Source organism: Planctomicrobium stercoris (assembly GCF_051465655.1).
Taxonomy (GTDB): Bacteria; Planctomycetota; Planctomycetia; order Planctomycetales; family Planctomycetaceae; genus Planctomicrobium.
Genome location: NZ_CP195791.1, coordinates 2,019,726 through 2,045,407, shown reverse-complemented (window position 1 = coordinate 2,045,407; position 25,682 = coordinate 2,019,726). Strand labels below are relative to the sequence as shown.

Sequence of the window (25,682 nt, the reverse complement as noted above, 5' to 3'; positions counted from 1 at the left end):
GAAAACTTCCAACTTCAGAAGCTGTTTACAGCAGGGATTCCAGCAGCATTCGCAGTTTGCGAAGTTCCAGCGGTCGCTGCTCGAGTTCCATCTTCTCGGGAAGGATCTCAATCGAAAGAGCTCGGGCGTAGCGGTTGCGATTGAGTTGCTCGACCAGCTCGCTGTAGTCGATTTCCCCCAGTCCGACCTGAACCTGAACGTCCTGGGCCGTGGAGTCTCGCAAGTGCGTATGGAGGGTATGCGGGGCGACCATCTCCATCACAGTGCCGACCGACTTGGGATCGAGGAAGTAACTGGGGTCAAAGGCAATGCCGAGTTTGTCAACTGCCTGACAGAGTTCGACGGCCGTATAGGCATCGCCGGTCAGGCGACCGGCCTGGGTTTTGATCCCGACCCGGATTCCATCGGCAGAAGCAATGCTGACCAGCCCCTTCAGACGGTCGATTTCCAGGTTGAACGGTGTTCCCAGCGGTGACGACGGGACGATGAACTGCGTCACTCGCAGTGATTTGGCAATCTTGCAGATTGCTTTGAATGTCGATTCGTCGACATCGTGAGCGAAGCAGAACGCGATCGGAGAAAGCCGGGTCTGCTCGCGAATTCGGCGAAGGAAGTCGTCCGGGTCCGCCGCAAGGGCAGAGGGCTTCAATGCGCCGTTTTCGTCCAGCCAGACTTCAACTCGATCAAATTCCAGATCCCGGATCTGGTCCAACGCCTGCCAGAAATCCAATTCGGCGAAGCAACGGGTCGAAGCTGCCACAAACACACGTACACTCCCTGCTCGTGATTCTGACGCCAATCAGACGGATTGACGCTTGCTCGCATACTTTATTGCGATCTGGCAGTTGCTGCAAGATGTGCAAACTTTGCGGAATACATCGACTTTCTCTTTCCAGAGGATTCTCCGCATTTTTCCATGCGGAATGTCGATAAGCAGAGTGAGGGGGCGCCTGCAGGTCGCGGGTGCGTAGCGTGTCAGGCACTTTCTGCCGATTTTCAATTCGACCGCTCAACGGTGATCTGCGGCAGTGCGGAAAACGACTTTGGGAACAAATGTCATGATGCAATCCAAACAACCAATGGTGTTGCTGGGCCTGTTGGCGATGGCGGTCTGCTCAGGATGCCAGACGTTCGGCACAGCGACCGTCCGCGGGCAGAGTCCTGCAGCGGGTGGACAAGGGGGAGATACTCCAAAAATCCGCGGTCTCTACCATACACCGGTCCGCTCCGCTGCTGCGGAACTGCAGGACATCCATCACGAACATCACAATACAGACACCTATTACTACGGTCCGGGCGGCCCCGCCGCTGCCGGGTACCAATCCTGCCCGCCGGGAGGATCGGGGAACTGCCCGCCCGCCTACGCTGGTCAGAACTGCCCGCCGCAGGGGTATCAGGAGTGCCCCCCAGGACAGGGTCACGGGTGCCGGAGCGGGCTCTGTCAGGATCGCTTCAGCTACGGCTACCAGGTTCCCAATGACCTCGTATACCCGCCGGCAGGGGGAGTCGGTGGTGCGGTCGTGTATCCTTATTACACACACAAAGGCCCCAGCGACTTCTTCCGCCAATAGGCCTGAAGAACGAATTTGATGGAATTCCAAGACCTCTTTCCTTTCCGGGAAGAGGTCTTTTTCGTTTTTCGGCTGACATACCCGGCTCTGGATCGTCTTTTGCTGATGCTTTAACTCCGCATCGAGCATACTTTTTTCAAGACGTACCCGTGCCGTCTGATGCGTCGATGCTCTAATTCACTGCTGCCAAACACTGCTCCAGCTGGATCGAATTGAATCGAATGGCGGAAGGAGCACTGAAAAAACTAGTGAAAGTGCGTTCTTTCTTCGCTGGCACGAACTGTGCATAAGATATTTCCGCTCACGCAGAATCTGCCCGCTTCTGCTGCAGCAATTCAAGCGTTTCCGGGATGGTCTCGGAAACGCTTGTTCTTTTTGATGGACGTCGCTGCTTCGATCTTCCGCCCCACCGATCCTGACGATCAGCTTGCTTTCTCTGCGGACGGACATCTGATTCAACCACGGATGTAGAAGAGGCAGGAGATTCAAACCGCGAATTTCGCGAATTGAGCGAATGAATGAATAGCAATTCTTTAGATTCGCGAGATTTGCTTGATTCGCGGTTCAGACCTTGGATTTCTACTTCCGTGAATTCCGTCTCTTCCGTGGTTCAAAATCTTCAGCATGATGCTTCAGCCTCACCGTGCTTCACTGGTTTCAAGAAGGTCATGTAAGGGGGCCAGACAAACTCGGCTCGCTGCAAATCGGGCGACGTTGCGTCACTTCGCTGGTAGACTGCTGGCAGATCCTCTGTACGGTGGACACAAGCACTGTCAATCCCTCTACAGGGTGAAGGAGCAGGGATCGATCCCTCCCAGACCCGCTTGCAGGAACCGTGATGAACCGCTTTCGAGAACTCATTGCCGAATACGTACAGCGTCCCGGTTACAAGGCGCTCAAGCCCAAACTGCTGGCCAAGAAAATCGGCGTGACCAAGAAAAAATGGGACGCCTTTGAAAAGGCGCTCGAAGCGGCGATCGCTGCGGGAGACCTGGTCCTGATGCCCTCAGGCCGCATTCTGGGCCGAAGACCCGTCGACACACATCTTGGAATCGTTCGCAAGATTGCCAGCGGAGCGGCATACGTCATTCTGCACGAGCCTCGCCCGGAGAAGATCACAGGAGATGTTTTCATTGAAGAGGCGGATCTGCTCGATGCTCAGAGCGGCGATGAAGTCCTCTTTCGACTCAAGAAACGAACCCGCAACGACGGCCAGCGGATTGGAGCGGTCGTTGAAGTTGTTCAGCGGGCGACGAACGTCTTTGTCGGAACTTATTCCGAAGACGATGAATCCGGCTGGGTCCAGATCGACGGCAAAAACTACAGCGAACCGATCTGGGTCGGCGACCCCGGCGCGAAGGGTGCCCGGGACGGTGACAAGGTTGTCGTCGAGATGCTCCGGTTTCCTTCGCTGGGGCAGAGCGGGGAAGGGGTGCTCACCAAGGTCCTCGGTCCGCGCGGCGTCCCGGGGGTTGATACGCAACTCGTCATTCACGAGTTCGGGATTCCGGATGACTTTCCAGAAGCGGTGCTGGCGGCCGCCCGATTGGAAGCAGAAAACTTCCGCGATGATGACATGACGGGGCGGGAAGATCTGACCGACATGACCATCGTCACGATCGACCCGGTCGACGCCCGTGACTTCGACGATGCGATCTCTCTGGAACGCTGGGAGAACGGCCACTGGCATCTGGGTGTTCACATCGCCGACGTCTCCCACTTCGTCCAGCCCGGAACGGAAATCGATCGCGAAGCCCAACTCCGCGGGACCAGCGTTTACCTTCCGACCAAAGTGATCCCGATGTTGCCGGAGGTCATTTCAAACGGACTGGCCTCGCTGCAGGAGGGGCGGGTGCGGTTCACGGTTTCGGCCTTCATGGAATTCAATAACGAGGGGATCCGCGTCAGCAGCCGGTTCGCGCGCTCAGCCATTCGAGTCAAGCAGCGATTTGCTTACGAACAGGTGATGCCTCTCATCGAGATGCGACAGACCGATTCTACTCCGGAGACCACGCCGGAGATTCGCCAGCTGCTCAGCGATATGCACACGCTGGCGATGATCCTCCGGCAGCGGCGTTTCGCCCGCACCGCTCTGGAGCTGGATATGCCGGAAGTGAAGTTGGACCTGGATGCGGACGGCAAGGTGATCGGTGCCCATGAAACCGAGCACGACGCAAGCCATCAGATGATTGAGGAATTCATGCTGGCAGCCAACGTGGCTGTCGCGACCGAACTCAATGATCGCGGCCTGCATTTCCTCCGCCGCGTTCATCAGGATCCAAGTCTGCAGAAGATGACTGCACTGGGGGAGTTCGTCGAGAACCTCGGCTACCCCATGAAGAAAGTGCAGAGCAGGGGAGACCTGCAGCGACTGCTCGAACGAGTCAAAGGAACGCCTGAAGAACACTCCATCCATTATGCGGTCCTCCGCAGCCTGAAACAGGCGATCTACTCACCCGTCGAAGAAGGACACTACGCACTGGCTGAGGCGAATTACTGTCACTTCACCAGCCCGATCCGCCGGTATCCGGACCTGACCATTCACCGCCTGCTGATGGCTGTGCTGACTCATCAGAAAAACGCGATGGGCCAGAGCATGGAAGAAACCCTGCGATTGGGACGGCATTGCTCCACGACCGAACGCCGGGCAGAACGTGCGGAACGCGAACTGATCAAGATCAAACTGCTCAGCTACATGGAAACCCGTGTCGGCGAGCAGATGGATGCCATCATCACCGGCGTCGACCGTTATGGCTTCTTCTGCCGGGGCGTGGAGATTCCTGCGGAAGGTCTGGTCCACATCAGCAGTCTCTCGCGCGGGGATTACTTCGATTTCGATCGGGCCAAGATGGCCCTGGTCTCCAGAAGCGGAAAGATGTTCCGACTCGGCGACCGGGTCCGTGTCGAGATTGCGAGCGTCGATGTCGACCGGCGTGAAATGAATTTCAAATTGCTGGAAGGTCCCGGCAAGTCTCCGGCGCGCCGAACTTCAAACCGTGCACAGCTGAACGCCGAGCGCACCCCGCGACCGCGCTCGAAAAAGCGCCCCCCGGGAAAGTCTCGGCGAAAAGGGAAGTGAGCTGAGTTAGGGAATTCCGGCATTGGAAGAAGGTCTTGTGACAGCTTCCCGGAATCATTACACTATTCCATGTAATCCAGTAATTGTGCACGAACAGAGGGAAGTTCACCTTGAAACAGTGCCGCACGCCACTCCCACTGAAGAACCGCTCGCTGCTCTCCCCGATTCAGGCGGGAGGGCTGGCGGCTGTTTTTAAAGTCCTCGCTTCAGACACCCGGCTCAGACTCCTTCACGCCCTGATCAAACTCGATGAGGTGTGCGTGACCGACCTGGCACAGCTTGTCGGGATGAAAGTTCAAACCGTCTCCAACCAGTTGCGTCACCTGTCCGACCTGGGAATTCTCGTTTCGAGAAAAGAGGGGCCCAACGCCAAATACAAAGTCATCGACATCTGTGTGCAGTCCTTGCTGGAACAAGGCTTGTGCCTGATGGAGGAAGCGGTGGCCCGTGAACCGCTGAGCGTGCGCAGCGCCCGTTGCTGCGCTGAAGACTGAATTCCGAATTCGTTCCTGTGATCCCGGAGAGATGATGACCCTTCAACAATTCAAGGCCGTGCTGGCAGAGAACCCCTCCGCCGCCCTCAACGTGCGGCTCCCCAACGGAAACCTGATTCCCCATCACTTTCACGTGACCGAGGTGGGCCGCGTTCAGAAAGACTTCATAGACTGCGGCGGAACAGTCCGCTCGACAGCTGCCTGCGTCCTGCAGACCTGGGTGGCCAATGACCTGGACCATCGCCTCTCTCCGTCGAAACTAGGAACGATCCTGGAAATGGCATCGCCGCTGCTGAGAAGCGATGACCTGCCGGTCGAAATCGAATTCGATGCCGGCGTCATCTCCCAGTATCCCGTTTCAGAAATCCGGACGACCGCACAGGAAATTGAACTGCGGCTGACGTCCAAGAAGACCGATTGTCTGGCTCCCGACCGGTGCGGTCTGACGGTTCTTTCCTCTGACTGCTGCTCTTCAACGGGCTGCTGTTAGCAGTTCATTGTCTCTTCCAGCGTCTGAATCGGACTTTTCATCCATGCAGAAAAACAAACGTATTCTTTTCGTCTGTGTCGAGAACTCCAATCGCAGCCAGATGGCGGAGGCCTTCGCAAAGCTGCATGGGGGTCCCAATGTCGAGGCACACAGCGCGGGCTCACGGCCTTCGGGACGGATCAATCCCAGAGCGATCGAGTTCATGGGCGAACTCGGTTACGACCTGACGACTCATTCGTCCAAGTCGCTGGCTGATTTCAACGGAATGAGTGTCGATGTGGCTGTCACGATGGGATGCGGGGACGAGTGTCCGCTGGTGAACGCAGCCAGACGCGAAGAATGGCAGATTCCCGACCCCAAAGAAATGCCGCCGGCACAATACCGCGAAGTGCGGAACCTGATCGAAACCAAGGTCCACGATCTCCTGGCCACGCTGTGAGGGGGGCGGGGGGAGGGGGCAGGAGTTAGGGGGTAGGAGTTAGGAGTTAGGAAGTCGCCGATGGCGATTCCAATCGTCCCTCGTCCCTCGTCCCTCGTCCCTTCCAATTATTCCGGTCGCACAGCTTACGCAACCGACAAAGTTTCACAGGACAGAAAATCTTCCGCAGACCTCCTGAATTCTCATGGAGCGTTGCTGTCGTGGACGATGTGGATAAAGACATTCTCCAACCGGACGACAGCCATGCTGACCAACACCACGGAGAACGGAGTCGCACAGGAACTGCAACGGATTGAACAGGAATTCACAGCCCAGCGGGGATCCCTCGCAGCCGAAGCGGCGCGCTTTGAGGAATGGCAGACTGCCTGGGAGGCACGTCAGGCGGCCATTGACGCCTCGCTGGCACAGCTGAAATCCCGGCTGCATGACCCCGATCAGGGTCTGATCAGAACCGCCTTGAAGCTGTATTCCCGGGAAGAATCATCTTTTGCGGAGACTTTCCGAACTTAGTCGTCGGGGAGAGGGCCACGCTCGCATCAACAACCGTCGCTGCCGCATCTCCTGGGATGTGCGGGGGACGAAATTTGAGTCGACGGTTTTCGTGGGGGTTGCAGTCTGGTACGTTGCGGTACGGAACAGGACTGTGCTGAATTTCCTCATGAATCAGAAGTTATGTCGACGAAGCCACTGCCGATTGTGATTGGACTGGGTGAACTGCTCTGGGACGATTTTCCGGATGGAAAGCTGCCCGGCGGAGCACCTGCCAATGTTGCTTTTCAAACCAACCAGCTGAGTTGTCATGGGCTGGTTGCCACGCGCGTCGGGGAGGACCGGGACGGCGAGGAGCTCTGCAGTCTCCTCACGGGCAAAGGCTTGGACCTGTCTATCGTTCAGCGGGACCCCGCTCACCCGACAGGCCGGGTCACCGTGCAACTGACAGCCGGCATCCCCGCGTATGAAATCCACGAAAACGCAGCCTGGGATTTTCTGGAACTGACCGACTCGCTGCAGCAGGCGATGGCATCCGCGTCGGCAGTCTGCTTCGGAACGCTCGCGCAGCGCACCCAGCAGTCTCGGGAAACCATTCACGCAGCAGTCTCGATGACTCGTCCGGATTGTCTGCGCGTGTATGACGTGAATCTGCGTCAGAAGTTCTACACCCCTGAATGGGTGACCGCTTCTTTGAAGCTGGCGACCATTGTGAAGTTGAATGATGAAGAGGTTGAACTGCTCGCGCCGCTGTTGGAGCTGCCGCAGGACCAGCTTGAGTTCGCACGAGCTGTCATCCGGAACTACGGGCCGCAGACTGTGTGCATCACGCGGGGAGCCAAAGGCTGTCTGGTGGTGACGGAAACCGAGGCCCATGATATCCCCGGGAAAGCCGTGAAAGTCGCTGACACCGTCGGAGCAGGTGACGCATTCACAGCGGGATTGATCGCTTCGCAGTTACAGAAATGGCCTCTGGCCCGGTCTGCGGAATTCGCCAATCGCGTCGGCGGTATGGTCGCATCCCGGCAGGGGGCGATGCCTGAATTGCGAGAAGAATTCAAGCAGCTTGTGGAACAGTATCGCCCGGCGGGGAGTGTTTAGAGTCCAGAGACGAGAGTCCAGAGCCAGGATCGTCCAGTAAAACTTCGCCACCAACAGCCGATCGATTCTGGCGACGCCAGAATCAACCCTCTACCCTCAACCAGAAACACGACCCATGTCCATTCCGCAGATCGTTCCCGGGCAGACACGAATTGGCTGGATTGGTACAGGAGTCATGGGCTCCAGTATGTGTAGCCATCTGATGGCAAAAGGGTTTTCGGCCACGGTGTACAACCGTTCGAAAGAGAAAGCCCAGAAGCTGCTGGATCAGGGGGCACAATGGGGAGAGACACCACGGGCTGTCGCGGAGAATTCGGATGTCGTCTTTGCGATCGTCGGCTTTCCGAAAGATGTGCGGGAAGTCTTTCTGGGGAAAGAGGGAGCCCTCGCCGGATCCAGGCCCGGGACGATTCTTGTCGACATGACCACCAGCGAACCGACTCTGGCTGTTGAGATCGCTCAGACAGCAAAAGAGAAGGGAGTCTACGCGGTGGACGCTCCCGTCTCGGGTGGAGATATCGGAGCGAAGGAAGCCCGTTTGTCCATCATGATCGGCGGGGATCAAGCGGTCGTTGATGCACTGCAGCCCTGCTGGGAAGCGATGGGAAAAACGATCGTGCATCAGGGACCGGCTGGAGCTGGCCAGCACACCAAGATGGTCAATCAGATTCTCATTTCGACGATGATGATCGGAGTCTGCGAAGCGTTTCTCTACGGGTACAAAGCCGGACTGGATCTGGAAACTGTATTGAAGTCGGTTTCCACCGGTGCTGCCGGGAGCTGGTCGCTGTCGAATCTGGGTCCGCGAATGATCAACGGCAATTTTGACCCCGGCTTCTTTGTCGAGCACTTCATCAAGGACATGGGAATCGCGCTCGCGGAAAGCCGCCGCATGGGGCTATCGCTGCCGGGCCTGGCATTGGCGGAACAGCTTTATCAGTCCGTGAAGGCGAAAGGCTGGGGACGCAACGGGACTCATGCTTTGATGTTGGCACTGGCGGAGATGTCCGGCACGGACTGGCTGAATCGCAAGTCGTGAGGACAGCGCAGGCTGATCCTCTGCGACGACGCGGAATCGCTTTTCGGACACTTGTTGAAACTGCATCGGAATTGCATTTACGAGGAAATCCTGTCTGCGTTAAACTGGTTGTTTCGCGCTGCAGAGTCAGGTTTTCATGCACCGGGAGTTTCTCATGGCGATCCGTCGACCTACACCGGAGGAGGTGGAGCAAGCCCGTGAAGTCCTGCGCGCAGCAGGGTTAAGAAGCACGCCCGCCAGAATTCTTGTTCTGTTCGAACTCCAGCTGGCGACCTCTCCTCTCACTCACGCGGACCTCACCGAGCGACTCGTCCCTGCGGGATTCGACAAGACGACGATCTTTCGGAATCTCAATGATCTAGCGGAGGCCAATCTGGTTCGCCGCACCGAACTGGGAGATCATGTGTGGCGTTTCGAACTGAAAGGTTCGAAACGCCACCAGGATGATCATCCGCATTTCGTCTGCATGGACTGTGGCGAGGTGACCTGCCTGTCGGATGTGGAGCTGACAAGCGCTTCTCGCAAGCGGTCCAATGAAGTCGGACAGGTCACCGAAATCCTTCTCAAAGGGCACTGCGCCACATGTGTCCAGGGCGCCGGCTGAGCTTCGAGACTGGCTGCATCTCCGCACGGATCATTGCCTGTGTCAGCAACAGCTGCTGGTTTCGCAAAGCAAGTCGCTGATCTCTTTGACTGGTCCAGCAAGGATCTCTGCAAGCTCCCGTTTTTGCTCAGGTGAGAGGTCATCCTGCTTCAAGGTTTGAGCTGCAGCGATCAACGCTTCGTAGGCACTGTTGAGAGTCTCGCGAGCCTGGGGATACGGATCCACGATCCGTGGAGCGGTCGACATTTGGTCAGTCTCCTCGTTCATGAAATCGGTGAACCGAAAACGTCTGACACCCGGGATGTATTCCGACCGTGTCAGACATCACAATGTGTCCGGGACGAAAAGCAATCTGCGTACCAAACCGCTTTTTCGCTGTTCGCAATGCGAAGCAGTGGGCCCAAATGTGCTCTTCCGCACAGCTGTGACAGGAGGCGACCGCCATGCGGGCCCAACAGCCGCGAAACTGGCCACTTTTGTCGGAAATCCCCATACGATCCAGCCGCTGCCCACACTTGGCATCATCTATGCGGATCGGTTGACGGGCTCGTCTCAGATTCTCTGAAGCGACTCGGCTGTCTGAGGGGGACCGGATGCCCGTTTCCACTGGCAGCTGCGATTGACCGAGCATCGGCCATGAATGGCGCGGAGTTTTCCCATGCATTCCGAACCCCAACATCTTCCTTGCCAGCTGAGCAAAGACATGAACTCAACTGACCCCAAACAACTGCGTGAGCTTCTGTCTGCCGAACAGGAACGCATCGAAGAGGCTGTCCGGGAATGGAAGGCATGGTGGACCGAAATGAAGCAGATGGGCTATCCCAATTTCTGCGAACTCGAGCTCTACCTGGCGCGGATCAAGGAGCGGCTGCGGGAACATTTTGAGCATGAAGAGCAGTCGGGGCGTCTCGAATCTCTCGCCCGGTCCGGCAGCAGCGATCCGCAGATGCACGCCCAGCTGCTGCACGAACACGCAGAAATCCTTTCGCGATTAAATCGGCTGACCGACAGCCTGCAGATGTCTCATCGAAGCGACTTCTCATGGTGCAGTGCCTGTCAGGAACTCGACGAGATTCTCGAAGAGTTGCGATCTCATGAGCAGAGAGAAGTCGACCTGGCGAACGCTGCTGCCGCGTCTCCGTAATCACTCATTCCCGAACGGAATGAACTGAACATCGGCCGCTGTCAGTGATCCAGAAAGATGGGGACCGGCAGTTTTGTCAGAAGCGTTCGTGTGACGGAGCCGAGGAAGAACTCGTGGAACGTGCTCTTGCTGAAGGCTCCCATCACCACCATCCCTACCCCGAGGCGATCGATTTCCTGAAGGAGATCTGCACCAGCATCTTTTGAGGGCATTCGCACGTGCAGCTCGCTCGAAATCCCATGGTGATGCAGATAAGCCGCTGCCGCTTTCACAGAACTGGAGAGTTTCAGGTCTCCATTGTCGATCGTCACCAGATGAATCGTACGGCCTTTCCAGAGTCCTGATGCGACGAACGAGGAGAGAGCACGGGCAGACTGTCGGCTCCCGTCATAGGCAATCAACACTCCCTCAGATTCAACCCCTTCTTCCGGGAGAACAAGGACGGGGCGGGGGGAAAACTGGAGAATCGTCTGCAACAACGTTCGTTCAGCAGCACTCGGTTGACGTTTCGCACCGCACGCCAGGAAGTCGACAGCCTGCGCCTCGATCGTCAGTACATCTGCAATTGTTCCGCTGACAAGACTGGCCGCGCATTTCAAGTTTCGCTCCACGGCAGCATCGGCGAGTTGCTGAACCATTTTGGCAGCGAGTTCCCGGCCACCCTCCAGAGCGATCCGGTCACACTCGACCTTGAATCGTTCTCCCCCCAGAGGAACCGGTTCCGGCGGGGCCAGCTGGCCGGCATCAAGGACGGAGACTCCGTAGATCTCCAGCTGATGTCGGTGAGCCAATGCGGTGATGGCGGGAATCAGCCACGTCTGGTCCGTTGCGGGTCGAAGGGCGGCAAGTACGGTTTGAGGCATGTTGTGCTGAACTCCTTCTGACATCTCATTCCCAGTGTGAAAATCGACAGGTCATCCACATCCGCACTCAACAACAGCACTGAACAAAAGCTGGCACTTTTCATACCCAGTTCCATCACACACGCAGGCCTCTCTGCGTGACCGCAATCGCCGGCCATGACTCACGTGCGATTCCGCACAGTTTACCTCAAAAGCCGTGCGGTTTCGTCACAGATTCGCCGCTGAATGAAGTGAGTTCCTCTTTTTGGAGCCGAAAAATGACAGCGTCACAAGATTCACGGAATGATCAGGATTGGCCTTCGATTTGCCATCACGATCCAGCGACAAATGGAAACGATCCCCCCGGCAGTGAGCAACCCTCGTTGCCTTCCCGAAAAGGTTGATCATTCATGAAGATTCTGCTCGCTGTCGACGGTTCAACGCACTCGCAGGAAGCCATCCGCTTTGTCGCAGGATTTCCATTCCAGTCCCCCCCGGAAATCAGCCTTGTCCATGTCTGCTTCGTCCAGGATCTGCACGACTTCGGAGATGTGATCAGCCGTGACGTGAACAAGCTCGTCGATGATTTTCGTGCGGAAGGGGAGAAGCTGCTGGCTCAGGGCGCGAAGAAGTTCGACAACGTGTCACCGAACGTATCGACACACATGCTCGACGGGCACCCTGCCAAAGAGATTCTGAGATTCGCCAAAGAGACACAGTCCGATCTGATTGTGATCGGAAGTCGGGGACTGAGCAGCATGAACCGCTTCCTGCTGGGAAGCGTCTCGGAGAAAGTCGCTCTCTATGCCCCCTGTTCGGTGCTCGTCGTCCGGGATCCCCGTGGACCTGACTCTCTCGTCGCAAGTAACATCCTGATTGCGGACGACACATCGGATGAGGTCACAGCCGCTGTGGACACTTTCGCTTCACTCCCGCTCGGTCCGGAGAGAAGCGTGTCGTTGCTGGGGATTCTGGAGTTCATTCCCAATAAGAGCCTGCAAGGAATCGTGGAGGCCAATCCGTTCTGGAAAGCTCAGGCGGCCGACTTGAAAGAGCATCTGGCAGCATCAGAAATCAAACTGACAGCGACGAAGGCTGCGGTGAAGTCACAGCTGGTGAAGGCAGAGCATACGGCCGACAAAATTCTTGCCACCAGCGAAGAGCTGGAGATAGACTTGATTGTGATGGGAAGCACAGGCAAAAACGCCTGGGAGAGGCTGCTGCTGGGGAGCGTCTCCACACGCGTGCTGCGTCATGCTCACTGCTCAGTCTGGATTCAGCGGTTGTCTGCCGCGGATCAGTCAGCAGAAAATCAGTAATTCACTCAGAAGCAACGCGGAGGACCTTTGCTCCTTGAACGGGACGATGCTTGAGGTCGTCCAGCGCCTGGTTCGCCTGGCTGAGCGGGTAGACCTGCACTTCGGGTCTGATCGGAATGCCTGCAGCAATCTTCAGGAACTCCGACAGATCCGCATAGGTGACATTCGCCACGGTCTTGATTTCCCGCTCGAGCCACAGGTGCTCGTGATAGCTCAAATTCATCAGCAGGTGTTTGTCCCGGTCTTCCTTGCGAATGGCATTGATCACAAGTCGCCCGCCCGGTTTCAGGTTCGATAAGGCTTCAATCACCGGCCCCCAGGCCGGGGTGGTATCAATGATCGCATCCAGCCCCTCGGGAGCCCGCTCCGAGGTGTCGCCCGCCCAGCTGGCTCCCAGTTCCGTCGCGAACTTTCGACTCTGGGGATCGCGGGCGAATACGAAGATTCTGGTCTGCGGATAGAGATATCGGACCAGTTGAATGACAAGGTGAGCTGAGCCCCCAAAGCCGGTCAGCCCCAGCGACTGGCCGTCGGTCAGCTGCGTCAACTTCAACGCACGGTAGCCGACCGCTCCGGCACATAACAGCGGAGCCACTTCCTCATCCGAATAGATTTCAGGAATGGGGCAGGCATACGCTTCGGGAACTGTCATGAATTCCGCATACCCTCCGGGAGCATCCCGTCCAGTCGCACGAAATGCGGGACTCAGATTCTCGTCCGGAGCCCCGGTGGATGAATGAATCCATCCGACTCCAACGCGATCGCCCAGACGGAAGCGATTGGCGTCCGGCCCGAGCTGCGCGACGCGTCCGACCACCTGATGACCGAGCACCATCGGCAGCTGAGGGGGAGGGGTGCGGCCTTCAATTTCATCCAGCTCGGTATGGCAGACGCCACAGACCGACACCCGGATCAGGATTTCTCGTGTGGCAGGGATCGGCTGCGGAAGATCTGTCATTTCCAGTGGAGCAGGGTCTTCATCCAGTGAAACGAGCCTGCGAAGGACCATCGCTTTCACGTCTCGCCTCCTGACAGAATGCTTTCCAGCCTGTCGATGAATGCGACTTGTGCCGCCAGACACTTCAATCGGGCCGTCTCAAGATCAAAGAATTCAGCGCGGTCGACTTCAGGAAAGGTCGACATCTGGCCGGAGCGGGGAGGCCATTCGATCTGAAATGTCCCGCTCACGATCTGCGAAGGGAGGCAGTCCCCTTCGCAGGCCCAGGCATAGACCTTCTTTCCCCCTTTCTGCAGGACAGTTCCCAGATCGATCCAGGGTCCTTGCGGGGTCAGCGAGGTTTCTTCCCGGAACTCGCGACAGGCAGCTGCCAGCGGATCTTCGCCCGGCTCAATCAAGCCTTTCGGGATGGTCCAAGAACCCAGGTCTTTTCTGCGAAAGTACGGACCGCCCGGGTGAGCCAGCAGCACCTCGATCCCCCTCCCGCGAGGACGGTGGTACATCAAGAGACCGGCACTGGTCGTCGGCATCGACTCTCACCCCCGGGCAGTGATGGCCCGGAACGGGGACTGGCGTCATTTCGGCAACTTGGGAGCATCCCGAATCACTTTGTGGCATTCCACACAGGATCGCGTCAAGCGGACATACGCGTCCAGAGCACCATCAATCTCCTTGGCTTCGGAATGGCGGACCAATTCTTTAACGGCGAACTCGAATGAATTCAGCTGCCCCTGATATTCAGAATCTCTCGCCAATGGATTCTCCCGTCGCCAGTTCTCCAGAATGTTGAAGACAAGCAGGCGTCGGCTCTGGTCTTCAATCTTCTTGAAATCTCCATTGGTGAGCCCGGCCAGAATCTCCTGCGAAGAATGCAGTTTCAGCTGCATCCACTTGTTCGATTCTGTCTGGTTCTGATCGGGCTGCTCAGCCTTGGCTGGAGCGGTTGGTTTCGGGTCTCCATACAGGGGGAGGGCCATCAACATTCCAAGTAACAATACCAATCCACATTGAGATGTTTGCCGGGTCATCATGAGCTCCACAAGAAAGTTCTCTGCGTTGAAGGACAGCCTCCGCGAGAGGTGCCGGATCGCAAATTAAATACCGAGATGAACTTGCCGGTCACATTTCCCGTCAACAAGCCCCCGCGCAGACGAATCGCTGCCCGTTCGCAGAAGAAAGTCTTCGGCACGTGCTGTCGAAATTCCGTGCGGATTCGCACAGACGGTTCCGTTTTGTCACAGCGTGAACGGGCATGGATGTCACGAACCAGAACTTTCATGTCACGGAATAGGCATTGCATCTGGACGCGCAGTGCGAGGTCATGGCATCTCCTGCGGAATTCTTATAATTTGTGACGGTTCATGAATGATCATCCCAATGGAATCAACCGCATGCCGGATCAACCGCTGGACTTGCTGCTGGTCGAAGACGATGAGGCATTCCGGACCACCGCTGCCAGGTGGATGGCCAAAACCGGACATCGTGTTGAACAGGCTGCCAATGGCCAGGAAGCACTGCTGCATTTCGAACGCAAGCGATTCGATGTCGCCATCGTCGACATGAACATGCCGGGGATTACCGGACTGGAACTGCTGCAGCGTCTCAACGAGCGTGAGATCGAGACGGAGATCCTGATCCTGACCGGACAGGCGACCGTCGAGAATGCCGTGGCTGCCATGAAGCTGGGGGCGAGCGACTATCTCACAAAACCATTCGCCCTGACCGAACTGGAACGCCGGGCCCGGATGGCTGCCGAACGTGGGCAGCTTCTGAAGGAAAACCGGCAGCTGAAGGAACTGGCTCAACGTCAGCGGAGCCAGACACAGATCATCGGTCAGTCCCCTCCGATGCTGGAGGTCTTTCACCTCATCAACCGGGTGGCTCCGACCGAAAAGACTGTCCTCATCCATGGCGAAAGCGGGACGGGTAAGGAACTGGTCGCCCGTTCCATTCAGGAAAAGAGCACTCGTTCAGCGGCCCCGTTCGTGACGATCAACTGCGCGGCTCTTCCCGAATCGCTCGTCGAGAGCGAACTGTTCGGTCATGAAAAGGGGGCCTTCACCGGTGCGAATCATCGGAAGTCCGGCCTGTTTGAAATCGCCGACGGGGGAACTCTCTTCATCGACGAATTCGGAGAACTGCCCCTCGCGCTGCAGCCGAAATTACTGCGGGTCCTCGAAGACGGCTCACTTCGCCGTGTCGGCTCTCATCAGGAACGGCGGGTGGATGTTCGTGTCATCGCAGCGACCAATCGGGACCTGCAGAAGGAAGTTCGAGAAGGGCGATTCCGCGAAGACCTGTATTATCGCGTGAACGTCATCAGCATTGATCTTCCGCCCCTCCGCGATCGAGGCAACGACAAGCAGCTACTTATCGACTCCTGTCTGGACGGCAAGTGGGAACTGGAAGACGAAGCCCGTGAGGCTCTGCTCAACTACAGCTGGCCGGGGAATGTGCGTCAGCTGATCAATGCGCTGGACCGGGCGATGATCCTCGCTGATGACGGAGTCATCACACTGGAGGATCTGCCACGCGAAGTGGTCCAGGCCAGTGGGGAACCCAGGCATGCCTCCTCCGCGGCGGGCGATCTGGAGACAGACCTGAGTTCCGTTGAACGCGCCCATATCCTCGCAGTTCTCAAGAAGGAGAAGGGGAACAAGGCGCGGGCGGCCCGTGCTCTGGGGATTCACCGTCGCAAGCTGTATCGGTTGATCGAACGATTTCAGATTGCGACGGATGAGGGACACGTTTAGCACTCGTTGCGATTTTCAACGAGTCAGGCGTTCACAGGGATCTTCTTGGCCTGACACGCTTCGACCTTCGGGAGAGTGACCGTCAAGACTCCATCGTGACAATTGGCAATCACCTTCTCCTGATCGACAGCAGCCGGAAGCGGAATGGATCGCCGAATGCTTCCGGAACGACGTTCGATGCGATGAAACGTCTTTCCTTTCTCCTCTTTCTCCTCTTTGTGATCTCCGCGGATCAGCAAAGTGTCCCCCTGCAGCTCCACATGAACTTCCTCCGGCTTAAAGCCGGGAACATCGAGTTGCACCTCGAAAGTCTTTTCGGTTTCAGAAAGATCCATCGACGGGACTTTCATCCCTTCGAGGAGGCCTCCATCAAAATCATTGGCGGCCTGATTGAACAGGGAATCGAGCTCTTCCCGAAGATTGTCGATGGGGTTTTTCCGCAGCCAGGACTGGATTCCCCGAGAAACACGCGATGGCAATGTTGTCGTCATTTTCTGGACTCCTTATCGATTTTCTGTGGCCACTCCTGTCGGGCAAAATTGCCGCCGATTCCTCGGAGAAAAGCGATCTTTGTGCCAGAAATTGGCGATGGTCAGCATCTGGCATGCTTCAGCATTCAAAGTGTGTCTGCCGCTTCACTTTCATTGCGGTCCCCGGACTTCCGCTGCCGAAAGCAGTTTCAGCGGAAATGAAGACAGCGCGCCAGTGCGGCCCCAGATGCGCGACAACGCACATCCGGAGAACCCGAAATGGTATGGTCCCTGACCTCAGCCCGATGCGAATCGGCGATTTGACTCCGCTTCCAAGATATTCCCCGGGTCGCGGTCCCGGAATTGCAAGATTACAGAATGATCACGAAGTCCCGCTGAAAAGTTCCTTCCCATCTGAACGACAATTCCGACTTTCACTCCATGGACAAACAACAGGTCTATCTTCGCTATCAGGAACTGCAGCGTTATGTCGGCTGGACCGAAGCGGATTCCGCTGTCGCGCATGCGTTGCTTCCGATCGCCGAACCAAGTTTCGTTTCGCTCGTTGAAGATTTCTATGAGGAGATCGAGCGTCACCCGCCGGCTCGGGAGGTCATTACGGGGGGAACTCCGCAGATCGAACGACTGAAGGGAACCCTGGTCGTCTGGCTCCGCGAACTCCTCTCCGGCCGCTATGACGCCGATTATGTCTTCCGGAGATGGAAGATTGGCTATCGCCACGTCGAAATCGGACTCGATCAGGTTTATACAAACGTCGCTCTCTCCCGGCTGAGGAAGGGGTTGCTGCAGGTCCTGGAACGGGAATGGAAAGCGTCTCCAGCAGAACTTCTGCAGGCCCGCACGACGTTAAACACGCTCATTGATCTGGATCTCGCGCTGATCGAAGACGCCTATCAGACGGAATACACCTTCCGCGAGCAGGCGACCGAGCGTCTGGCTCTCATCGGTCAGGTCGCGGGGGGAATCGCGCACGAGTTGCGAAACCCTCTCAACGTGGTGAACACGTCGGTCTTCTATCTGCTCAACAGCCGAAACGCGACCCCGGAAAAGATCGCTCAACATCTGGAGAGGATCGAACGGCAGGTCGGCATCGCCAATGACGTCATTACCTCGCTGACCAACTTTGCCCGGCTCCCGCTCCCCAATCGACAGCCCTTCGATCTGCCGTTGTTATTGAAAGGACTGGCAGAATCGACGGAACGGTCCAGCAACATCCACATGGATGTGACAGGTCCCGAAAACCTCCCGTGTGCTCTCGCAGACGCGGGTCAGATTCGGATTGTCCTGACCAATCTGATTCGAAATGCCATTGAAGCGATGCCCGAGGGGGGGACCGTGAATCTGCGGACAGAGAACGCTGAGCCGCATCTGGAAGTGTTCGTCGAGGACAACGGCCCGGGGATTGATCCCGTGCACCTGATCCGCATCATGGAACCGTTTTATTCGACCAAGTCACGCGGGATCGGTCTGGGCCTGCCGATGGCGAAGGCGATTCTGGAGAAGAACGGCGGGCGACTTCGGGTCTTCAGCGAGCTGGGACGCGGGACAACCTTCACCGTCCGGCTGCAGGCCGCTTCATCATCCTGATGATGTTCTGATGCGGGGCAGGGGGGGAGATCCGCACGCTATCCATGCGGCGTGATCGCCACCTTGAGCACACCGTCCCGCTGATGCGAAAACAGATCGTAGGCCTCTTCGATCTGATCCAGGGTGAAGCGGTGCGTCACGAGCGGTTGCAGGTCAGCTCGACCGGAAGCGAGAACATTCATCAGCCTCCTCATCCGTTCCTTTCCGCCGGGACAGAGCGTGGAAACGATTCGATAATCGCCCAGGCCCGCAGCAAAGGCATCCAGCGGCAGTGTCAGCTTGCCGGAATAAACTCCCAGCGAAGAGAGTGTCCCACCCGGTCGGAGGACACGCAGGCAGCTTTCGAAGGTCGGCTGGGTTCCCAGGGCTTCGATGGCCACGTCCACTCCGCGTCCGCCTGTCGCCTCTCGAATCGCGCTGACCGGGTCCTGCGAGTGAAAATCAATCACAACATCCGCAGCCAGTTGCTGTGAAATCGTCAGTCTCTGCCGGAGACCATCCACCGTGAAGATCTGAGTCGCTCCCATCAGCCGGGCCCCGAGTGCAGCACACAGACCGATCGGGCCCTGTGCGAAAACAGCGACCGAATCACCGATGCGGATCTTCGCGCTCTCCGCGCCACTGAAGCCGGTACTCATGATGTCCGGGCACATCAGAACCTGTTCGTCGGTGAGGCCATCAGGGATCGGCGCGAGGTTCGTCATCGCATCGGGAATGAGGACGTATTCCGCCTGACATCCGTCGATCGTATTGCCGAGCCGCCACCCCCCCATCGCCTTGCCGCCGCACTGTGCCCCCAGTCCATCCAGACAGGAGTGACAGTGCCCGCAAGGGGTGATCGCACCGGAAATCACCCGTTGTCCGACGTGATACCCGGCAACAGCGCTCCCGAGTTCCTCGATCACCCCGACAGGTTCATGACCGACCGTCAGACCTTTGGCAACGGGGTACTCTCCCTTGAGAATATGCGTGTCAGTCCCGCAGATGGTCGTCGTTGTCACCTTCAGCAGAGCATCCAGAGGTCCCACGTGGGGAATCGGTTTGTCTTCCAGAACGATTCGGCCGGGCTCCACGAAGACAGCTGCCTTCATCCTTCAATCTCCTGCTAAATCTAGACGGGCCGGGCCTGTCCCCGCCCGTTGCTCATTTGACGACCAGATTGTTGCGGACGTACCGGTGACACTCGATGCAGCTCATCGTGGTCGCGAACCATTTCAGTGCGGCCTGATCGAGGTTATCGTTGCCTGCAGCCTTCGCCAGTTCACTGGTGTTCCGTTGGAATTCCTCACTGAACTGGCGATACATGGCGTCATTGGAGACCCGCCATTTCTCAGCGGTGCTCATCTTGTTCAGCGAGTCGGCCCCGCTTTGGACGAGGTCCATATCTTCCAGCGAGAGCCCTTCGAGAATCTTCTCTGAAGCGGAGAGCTTCAGACGCATGAATTCCTGCAACGATTTCGCTTTGGCCTCATCCGCATTGTCCTGAGCAGGGGAATTCTTCGCCGCTTCCGGTTTCGGTTCCGCGAAAATCTCAACGGCGGTTGTCAGGCAGACCACACATCCCGCCACGACAGCTGCAATTTTTCCAAGGTGCTTCCGAGTCATTTCGTTCTCCAGAGAATCTGCGTCCTGATTCTCTGGCGTCCAAATGCAAACCGGGTGCCCGGGACCGGAATCACTGGGATTTTGAAATCGCGAATGAACTGCGGATTCCGTCAGTGACGACGCGGGGAAATGCGTGCCGCTGTGACACACCGGATCAAAGAGTGTGACGCCAACGCACGCCTGCGAGGAAGAGTTTTAACCGCGAATCGAACGAATGCAGCGAATGAAGATGAGTTGACCGGTCAGCGGCCCCGATTGCTCAATTCATTCGCTTTATTCGCGAGATTCGCGGTTCTCTTCCGTCTCCTCCCGCACTTGGTAAAGTCATGACTGACCCGCTCGAGACTCATGACCTGATCGATTCTTCACCATGCTTCACGCTCAACTTGTTGCTGATTGTCACGTCCTGCGGGAATGGGCAGAGTGTCATGTGCTGCTTCACCGAAATGCCATTGTCCCCTGGTTCATCCTCGTGCCTAAGACGGAACTCGCCGACTTGCTCGAATTGCCCTCTCAGCAGCGTGAAGCCGTCATGGCAGAAGCAGCAGTCGTTTCGAAACTGATCCAGGAACACTGGAACCTACAAAAGATCAACTTTGCCCAGCTGGGAAATGTAGTCCCCCAGATGCATCTGCACGTCATCGGACGGGCCCCGGGAGATGACTGCTGGCCAAAACCGGTCTGGGGGAACCTGTCGGGAGCCAAATCTTACTCCGATCAGGAAGTCGCTGAGATTGCGGAAAAGCTCGATCAGCTTCACCATGCCGGATAAGGCTTTTTTTCGGTTCACGCGTCGCCGAATTCGTCGCGGGAAAATGAATCCGTATTGACCGCACCTGTTTTCGGTGGGATGTTTGGAACGCAGGCCCGCTTCCCCACATCGTTTCCGGAAAATCGCGTGTACGGTCCATTGCTCCAACAGCTGTCCGCTGCGTCCACTTATGTGATCTGTGGAGCGTTTTGCGTCCACTTGTTCGTGTTTTTCCTGTTGTGGGTCTGGTTCCGCCGCGATTTGCGAAAAATCGCTTCCTCGCTGTTTGACTTCACCAAAGGATTGCGAAACCAGAGCCTGCTCGATTCGCACGCTCACCTGTCGGATCAAATTGAGGCGTTCCTCGCGGATGTGAATGATGTTCTGGATGATCCCAGCCGAAAGACAGAACGGACTTCGCTGCTCGAACGGATGCGGATCCTCGATGAGAAACGACGCTACCTCGACTCGATGACCTTCGAGACCGTGTACAACATGGCCCGCACCATGATTGAAGCGTATCCGCTGGCGGGGGTACTCGGGACAATCCTGGCCATTGGGGCGGCACTGCAGATGCCGGAATCGGCGGATGCTTCCGTGTCCGTTGTCGGCGGCCTGCTGGGAGAGCTGGGGAAAGCCATCTGGTCGACGGCAGCGGGACTCGTTTCCGCCATGATCCTGATGTTCATCAACAGTTGCGTCGAACCTGCATTCACCCGACTGGCTGAAAACCGTGTTCACATCCGACAGACCATTGCCCGGGTGAAGCGTGAACTAGCGATGTCCGAATCCGCAGCGGAGAAAAGCTGATGCTGAATCCGCGAAGGATGTCCCTGCAGCTGACTCCGCTGCTGGACATGCTGCTGATTATCGTCTTCGCCCAATATCTGGAGATCCGCGAGAAGCAGGCCCTGGAGACCAAGGAAACCCGGACTGCCGTGGTTGATCTCGAGGAAACCCGGGCACGTCTGAAGGCACTGCTGGCTGAGGAAGAACTTCTCCGCAGCCAGATCGATGCCGAGCGGGTCCGCCGCCTCGCTGCCGAAAGCAATGTGGCTACCGAACAGCAGAAACTGGCTTTGACTCAAAACGACCTCGACCGTGTGCTCGATCAACAACGCGTGGTCGCAGGGTTGATGACGGAGATGTTTCAGATTCCGACCTCGGAACTGAACAGCCTGCTGGAATCGGCCCGGGTCCCCTCGTTAGAGAAATCTCCGCAGGAGATGAATCGGGTCAAAGAGCAGATCCGCGAACTCTCCATGCAGCGGGGGGGGCGGATGCTCGAACATCTGCTGTCGTATGATGAAATTCGCAAACGCTGCGACGTGTGGGACCTGCATATCGATGCTCAGGGGATTGCCACATTGACCGCCGGCAGCCGGACAACGCGGATCCGCATTCCGACACTCCCGAACGAGGACGTCGATGTCGAGCGGTTCGTGTCGGAGGTCTATGCCTGGTACCGCTCGCTGCCGCAACCGAAAAGCCTGGTGGTCATTCTGCTGACGTACGATCGTGCATCACGGATCTCGGTGATGGAATCGATCCGCAAGGCACTTCCGATTCTCGTCTCCCGGATGCAGTCCGATCACGCGGGGCAGGTCCGGTTTGAATATGCCGACCTCGGTTTCCGTCTCGAGTGAATCGCGAATCGGTCCAGAAAATTCTCCACTCGCGTCCTGCCGATGCTATTTTAGAACTGTTTGCGCTGCCTGCTGCGGGTGAAGCAGGCTCAAGTCGATTCGGACCCCCTCTTCAACAGTTGAGCGATGTGATGAAAGTACGAAATCTGGTGGGCGGGGCGGTGATCGGTGCTCTGGCGCTGGGAATCTGGCTGGGAAGCTTCTGGAAAGGTCCAGGGCTGGGCGGATCCGGAACGGGATTCGGGACGTCGTCGCAGACCGGATCATCAGATGAAGCTGCGCTGGACCGGGTGCATGTCAGCGGGGATCTCGTCGGGGCAGCGGCCGGCACCGCAAAGACTCAGCCGCAGGAACCAGAGGTTGTTCCGACCGACATGATGACAATCGTGATCTACGGAAATGAGTATCGCCTCGTCGACGGTGAAGCTCCGCAGTCCGGGAAAGTCCTGACATTGAACGAAATTGCAGATCGCGCGAAGCAGTTGACCGGAACTCCGGAAGGAATCCGCGTCCGCATTCTGAAAGGGAAAAGCGCTCAGGAAGGGGCTCGGGCAGACCTGCTGAAGTATCTGGCGGAAAATGGGGTAAAGCGGGAAGAGATTCAGGAACGGGCAGAGTTCGTCGACTAATCCGTTTACGAGTTTGACGGATCCTCCCCGTTGAGAACCCTGCAGAACCAGATCGGCGGAGGATTCTCGGTTCAATGGCTTGAAGTCCGTCTATCCATCCTGCCGATGCCAAGAGTCTGGATCGATGAAAGCAACTGAAGGATGTCGCTGACCGGAACGCTTCTGCGGGGGAACGTTCCCGGTTCTCAGTGGTCGACGGACTGATCAATTCCTGTTGGTGAAGTGACTTCTCGTGGTTTCGAGCAAGAAACAAGATGCGACCGCTGCCACGGAGCTGCAGGCCCTGCGGACCCGGCTGTCGGAACTGGAACAGCAGTTACTCATGGCCCAGAAAATGGGTTCAGTGGGGGAACTGGCTTCGTCCATCACGCACGAATTCAACAACATCCTCACCACGATTATCAACTACGCCAAGCTCGGGTTGCGTCATCAGGACAAAGCCAATCGGGATAAAGCGTTCGATAAAATTCTCACCGCCGGCCAGCGGGCCGCCAAAATCACCACGGGACTGCTTTCCTACGCCCGTGCCAAAGACAATCGGCGCGAGCCCAACAGCCTGGCCAAGCTGGTGCAGGACATGCTCGTGCTTGTCGATAAAGACCTGCAAGTGCATCGGATCCGGCTCGAAACCCATATCACGGGCGATCCTTACGCTGAAGTCAATCCGGGAGAGATTCAGCAGGTCCTCATGAACCTGCTGGTGAACGCCCGGCAGGCGATGCAGCCGGGAGGGACCCTGACCGTCACTGTGTCTGAGAGCGAAGACGAAGCGTGGGCGGAAATCTCCATTCAGGACACCGGTTCCGGAATTCCAGCCGACAAGCTTCCGCACATTTTCACCCGGTTTTTCACCACGAAAACCACGGATCAGAACGGGCAGGGGGGAACCGGACTGGGACTGGCACTCTGCAAGAACATCATGGACGCTCATCAAGGGCGAATCCGCGTGGAGAGTGCCGTCGGCCGAGGGACGAAGTTCACCCTGAAGTTTCCACGGGTCGCGCGGCCGAATCTGGCCGGCGCGTGCGGACTGGATACGGACTCTTTAAAATCCCCGAGTGCAACATCCGCTGAACCGAGCTCTGTCTGAACGCGTCCTGTTCGCTGGCCTGCTGGCGATCTTCGTTCTCGTTCGTATCGCGGTGATCTGGCAGCACCGTGCCGATCTGCAGGAGGATCCCGATGCCTACATGTCCATCGCCCGAAATGTGGCGGAAGGACATGGATTCTCCCGGGGAGCAGCACTTTCACCGTCCGACAGCACATCGTATCCCCCTTCCGCACACCGGCCGCCGCTCTATCCGCTGCTGCTGGTCCCCATCTGTCAGCCTGACCAACAGTTCGGGCGAGCAGCGCTTCATCTGGGACTGGCGATCGTCACGTTCTTCGCACTCTGGCAGGCTGGAATCAACCTGGGGCTGAGCTTCAATCAGCGACTCCTGGCGAACGCGATCTACACAGTTGATCCGCTCGCTTTGAGGTATCTGGCGTTTCCAATGACGGAAACGCTCTGCGCGTGTGTGATTTCCCTCCTGCTGGTCACGCTGACGGATCGACGAGCAGGGGGATTCCGATCGCTGCTGACGGGACTCGTCTTCGGAATCTGTGTGCTGTCGCGACCGACATTCTGGATTTTCGGATTCCTCTACGCCCCCGTATGGCTGTTCCTCCAATGGCGGCAGGCGACTCCATCGGGCGGTGAGGCGTCAGCAATGAAAACAGTGCGAACGGCAGCACTCATCCTTTTGGGAGTCGCCTTGCCGGTGGCCCCCTGGGTCGTTCGAAATGCGATTGTTCTTCACTCTCCCATCCTGATGACGACCCACGGCGGATACACGTTGCTGCTGGGAAATAACACGGCATTTTATCGCGAAGTGGTCGACCAGCCATGGGGGACGATCTGGGACGGGTCGCGAGGGGCAGGGCAGTCCGCGTGGATCGATGCGACACTCGAACAGGCGGCGGCCGAAGCAGGTTTGGGGGAGGTGGAACTGGATCGCTGGTTCTCCAGAAAAGCCTGGGAATGTATTCGATCGGAACCCGTTACATTTCTGCGAGCCTGTCTGCTCAAGTTCTGCTGGTTCTGGAACATTGGACCTCACGGGCCGGAGGCACAACAGATCCCGCCGATCCTCCTGTGGGGAGTGCGGCTGTTTTACGCCGCGTTCTGGCTTGCTTTGATCCTGGGGCTGATCCGCATCTTCAGAAATCTGCTGCGGCAGTTCGAACAGCACCAGGGTTGGCAGGTCCCCATCCTGCTGGTGGTTTCGATGACCGGTGCCCATCTGGTCTACTGGAGTGACGCCCGGATGCGCGCCCCGATCACTCCGGCACTCGTGCTGATCGCTGCATGTGCATGGCCGCTCTTTAATTCCGCCCGCCGCAACGCATCAACTTCGCAATAGAGCAGTTTGCTCTACCGTCTGCAGGCGATTCAGGGTTTTCGCCGCATGAAAGTCCATATTATCGCCTGCGGAACACTGAACACCAATTCGAAAGATGCAATAAGTGAAACGCCCTTGCGGCGGAACCTGCCGAAGTCAGGGCACTTTGAGGCCGCTGCGCACGTCAATCTGTGCGGGTTATAACGACAACCCGCATTTTACTGGATGCAAAGGCGGCAACGATTCGATCTCAGTACAGGCTCCCGG

28 protein-coding genes are annotated in these 25,682 nt (G+C 57.3%); 19 read left to right on the top strand and 9 right to left on the bottom strand.

From position 1 onward, the window contains the following. Positions 1 to 25: 25 nt before the first annotated feature. Entirely contained in the window at positions 26 to 766 is a 741-nt protein-coding gene (locus SH661x_RS08440; RefSeq protein ID WP_437229916.1) for a sugar phosphate isomerase/epimerase family protein, read from the bottom strand. A gap of 292 nt (positions 767 to 1,058) precedes the next feature. On the opposite strand from SH661x_RS08440, the gene SH661x_RS08435 reads away from it, so the two are divergent. The 9 genes from SH661x_RS08435 to SH661x_RS08395 all read left to right on the top strand — a co-directional run bounded on the left by SH661x_RS08435 (position 1,059) and on the right by SH661x_RS08395 (position 9,306). Further along, the gene (locus SH661x_RS08435) at positions 1,059 to 1,571 is read left to right on the top strand and encodes a hypothetical protein (protein ID WP_437229914.1); all 513 of its coding nucleotides are present in this window, start codon (positions 1,059 to 1,061) and stop codon (positions 1,569 to 1,571) included. An 838-nt stretch (positions 1,572 to 2,409) separates the two neighbouring features. Next, entirely contained in the window at positions 2,410 to 4,650 is a 2,241-nt protein-coding gene (rnr, locus tag SH661x_RS08430; protein WP_437229912.1) for a ribonuclease R, read from the top strand. A gap of 110 nt (positions 4,651 to 4,760) precedes the next feature. Continuing rightward, a complete protein-coding gene (locus SH661x_RS08425) occupies positions 4,761 to 5,144 on the top strand; it encodes an ArsR/SmtB family transcription factor (protein ID WP_437229910.1) in 384 nt (127 codons plus the stop codon). A gap of 31 nt (positions 5,145 to 5,175) precedes the next feature. Further along, positions 5,176 to 5,634 (top strand): DUF6428 family protein, encoded by a 459-nt coding sequence (locus tag SH661x_RS08420; protein ID WP_437229908.1) that lies wholly within the window; start codon positions 5,176 to 5,178, stop codon positions 5,632 to 5,634. A 43-nt stretch (positions 5,635 to 5,677) separates the two neighbouring features. Beyond that, complete coding sequence (locus tag SH661x_RS08415; protein WP_437229906.1) at positions 5,678 to 6,073, top strand: arsenate reductase ArsC; 396 nt, start codon at positions 5,678 to 5,680, stop codon at positions 6,071 to 6,073. Between the two features lie 60 nt (positions 6,074 to 6,133). Further along, positions 6,134 to 6,583 (top strand): hypothetical protein, encoded by a 450-nt coding sequence (locus tag SH661x_RS08410; RefSeq protein WP_437229904.1) that lies wholly within the window; start codon positions 6,134 to 6,136, stop codon positions 6,581 to 6,583. 162 nt (positions 6,584 to 6,745) lie between these two features. Further along, positions 6,746 to 7,663, top strand: coding sequence for a carbohydrate kinase family protein (locus tag SH661x_RS08405; protein ID WP_437229902.1), 918 nt, complete (start codon positions 6,746 to 6,748; stop codon positions 7,661 to 7,663). A 115-nt stretch (positions 7,664 to 7,778) separates the two neighbouring features. Next, positions 7,779 to 8,702, top strand: a complete 924-nt coding sequence (locus SH661x_RS08400; protein WP_437229900.1) for an NAD(P)-dependent oxidoreductase — start codon at positions 7,779 to 7,781, stop codon at positions 8,700 to 8,702. A 154-nt stretch (positions 8,703 to 8,856) separates the two neighbouring features. Beyond that, positions 8,857 to 9,306: a Fur family transcriptional regulator gene (locus SH661x_RS08395; RefSeq protein WP_437229898.1), complete on the top strand. Its 450-nt coding sequence runs from the start codon at positions 8,857 to 8,859 to the stop codon at positions 9,304 to 9,306. 42 nt (positions 9,307 to 9,348) lie between these two features. Here SH661x_RS08395 and SH661x_RS08390 read toward each other — a convergent pair whose 3' ends face one another. Beyond that, positions 9,349 to 9,552, bottom strand: a complete 204-nt coding sequence (locus SH661x_RS08390; protein WP_437229896.1) for a hypothetical protein — start codon at positions 9,550 to 9,552, stop codon at positions 9,349 to 9,351. A 412-nt stretch (positions 9,553 to 9,964) separates the two neighbouring features. On the opposite strand from SH661x_RS08390, the gene SH661x_RS08385 reads away from it, so the two are divergent. Continuing rightward, positions 9,965 to 10,450 carry a hypothetical protein gene (locus SH661x_RS08385; protein WP_437229894.1) on the top strand — a complete coding sequence of 162 codons (486 nt, stop codon included), beginning with the start codon at positions 9,965 to 9,967 and terminating at the stop codon, positions 10,448 to 10,450. A 41-nt stretch (positions 10,451 to 10,491) separates the two neighbouring features. Here SH661x_RS08385 and SH661x_RS08380 read toward each other — a convergent pair whose 3' ends face one another. Then, entirely contained in the window at positions 10,492 to 11,313 is an 822-nt protein-coding gene (locus SH661x_RS08380; RefSeq protein WP_437229892.1) for a universal stress protein, read from the bottom strand. A 389-nt stretch (positions 11,314 to 11,702) separates the two neighbouring features. Between SH661x_RS08380 and SH661x_RS08375 the strand changes: the two genes are divergently transcribed. Then, positions 11,703 to 12,611 (top strand): universal stress protein, encoded by a 909-nt coding sequence (locus tag SH661x_RS08375; protein ID WP_437229890.1) that lies wholly within the window; start codon positions 11,703 to 11,705, stop codon positions 12,609 to 12,611. Between the two features lies 1 nt (position 12,612). On the opposite strand, the gene SH661x_RS08370 is transcribed toward SH661x_RS08375, so the two are convergent. The 3 genes from SH661x_RS08370 to SH661x_RS08360 are packed head-to-tail and all read right to left on the bottom strand — an operon-like array spanning position 12,613 to position 14,546. Further along, complete coding sequence (locus SH661x_RS08370; protein WP_437229888.1) at positions 12,613 to 13,629, bottom strand: zinc-dependent alcohol dehydrogenase family protein; 1,017 nt, start codon at positions 13,627 to 13,629, stop codon at positions 12,613 to 12,615. Further along, a complete protein-coding gene (locus tag SH661x_RS08365) occupies positions 13,626 to 14,099 on the bottom strand; it encodes an NUDIX domain-containing protein (protein WP_437229886.1) in 474 nt (157 codons plus the stop codon). The genes SH661x_RS08370 and SH661x_RS08365 overlap by 4 nt, the downstream gene beginning before the upstream one ends. A gap of 45 nt (positions 14,100 to 14,144) precedes the next feature. Beyond that, on the bottom strand, positions 14,145 to 14,546 hold the full coding sequence (locus tag SH661x_RS08360) for a hypothetical protein (protein WP_437229884.1): 402 nt from the start codon (positions 14,544 to 14,546) through the stop codon (positions 14,145 to 14,147). A 414-nt stretch (positions 14,547 to 14,960) separates the two neighbouring features. On the opposite strand from SH661x_RS08360, the gene SH661x_RS08355 reads away from it, so the two are divergent. Further along, on the top strand, positions 14,961 to 16,322 hold the full coding sequence (locus SH661x_RS08355) for a sigma-54-dependent transcriptional regulator (protein ID WP_437229882.1): 1,362 nt from the start codon (positions 14,961 to 14,963) through the stop codon (positions 16,320 to 16,322). A gap of 23 nt (positions 16,323 to 16,345) precedes the next feature. Here the strand turns inward: SH661x_RS08355 and SH661x_RS08350 are convergent, their stop codons facing one another. Next, entirely contained in the window at positions 16,346 to 16,813 is a 468-nt protein-coding gene (locus SH661x_RS08350) for an Hsp20/alpha crystallin family protein (RefSeq protein WP_437229880.1), read from the bottom strand. A 420-nt stretch (positions 16,814 to 17,233) separates the two neighbouring features. Between SH661x_RS08350 and SH661x_RS08345 the strand changes: the two genes are divergently transcribed. After that, positions 17,234 to 18,400, top strand: coding sequence for a sensor histidine kinase (locus SH661x_RS08345; RefSeq protein WP_437229878.1), 1,167 nt, complete (start codon positions 17,234 to 17,236; stop codon positions 18,398 to 18,400). A gap of 38 nt (positions 18,401 to 18,438) precedes the next feature. On the opposite strand, the gene SH661x_RS08340 is transcribed toward SH661x_RS08345, so the two are convergent. Next, positions 18,439 to 19,491, bottom strand: a complete 1,053-nt coding sequence (locus tag SH661x_RS08340) for a zinc-binding dehydrogenase (protein ID WP_437229876.1) — start codon at positions 19,489 to 19,491, stop codon at positions 18,439 to 18,441. 52 nt (positions 19,492 to 19,543) lie between these two features. Further along, positions 19,544 to 20,005: a hypothetical protein gene (locus SH661x_RS08335; protein WP_437229874.1), complete on the bottom strand. Its 462-nt coding sequence runs from the start codon at positions 20,003 to 20,005 to the stop codon at positions 19,544 to 19,546. Between the two features lie 370 nt (positions 20,006 to 20,375). On the opposite strand from SH661x_RS08335, the gene SH661x_RS08330 reads away from it, so the two are divergent. From SH661x_RS08330 to SH661x_RS08305, 6 genes are all read left to right on the top strand, one after another. After that, positions 20,376 to 20,777, top strand: coding sequence for an HIT family protein (locus tag SH661x_RS08330; protein WP_437229872.1), 402 nt, complete (start codon positions 20,376 to 20,378; stop codon positions 20,775 to 20,777). A 54-nt stretch (positions 20,778 to 20,831) separates the two neighbouring features. After that, positions 20,832 to 21,566, top strand: a complete 735-nt coding sequence (locus tag SH661x_RS08325; RefSeq protein WP_437229870.1) for a MotA/TolQ/ExbB proton channel family protein — start codon at positions 20,832 to 20,834, stop codon at positions 21,564 to 21,566. Continuing rightward, a complete protein-coding gene (locus SH661x_RS08320; protein WP_437229868.1) occupies positions 21,566 to 22,402 on the top strand; it encodes a hypothetical protein in 837 nt (278 codons plus the stop codon). Before SH661x_RS08325 ends, SH661x_RS08320 begins: the two co-directional genes overlap by 1 nt. Before the next feature lie 131 nt (positions 22,403 to 22,533). Then, complete coding sequence (locus tag SH661x_RS08315; RefSeq protein WP_437229866.1) at positions 22,534 to 23,031, top strand: hypothetical protein; 498 nt, start codon at positions 22,534 to 22,536, stop codon at positions 23,029 to 23,031. A 232-nt stretch (positions 23,032 to 23,263) separates the two neighbouring features. Then, entirely contained in the window at positions 23,264 to 24,121 is an 858-nt protein-coding gene (locus tag SH661x_RS08310) for a sensor histidine kinase (protein WP_437229864.1), read from the top strand. After that, positions 24,090 to 25,436 carry a hypothetical protein gene (locus SH661x_RS08305; protein ID WP_437229862.1) on the top strand — a complete coding sequence of 449 codons (1,347 nt, stop codon included), beginning with the start codon at positions 24,090 to 24,092 and terminating at the stop codon, positions 25,434 to 25,436. The genes SH661x_RS08310 and SH661x_RS08305 overlap by 32 nt, the downstream gene beginning before the upstream one ends. Positions 25,437 to 25,682: the final 246 nt, after the last annotated feature.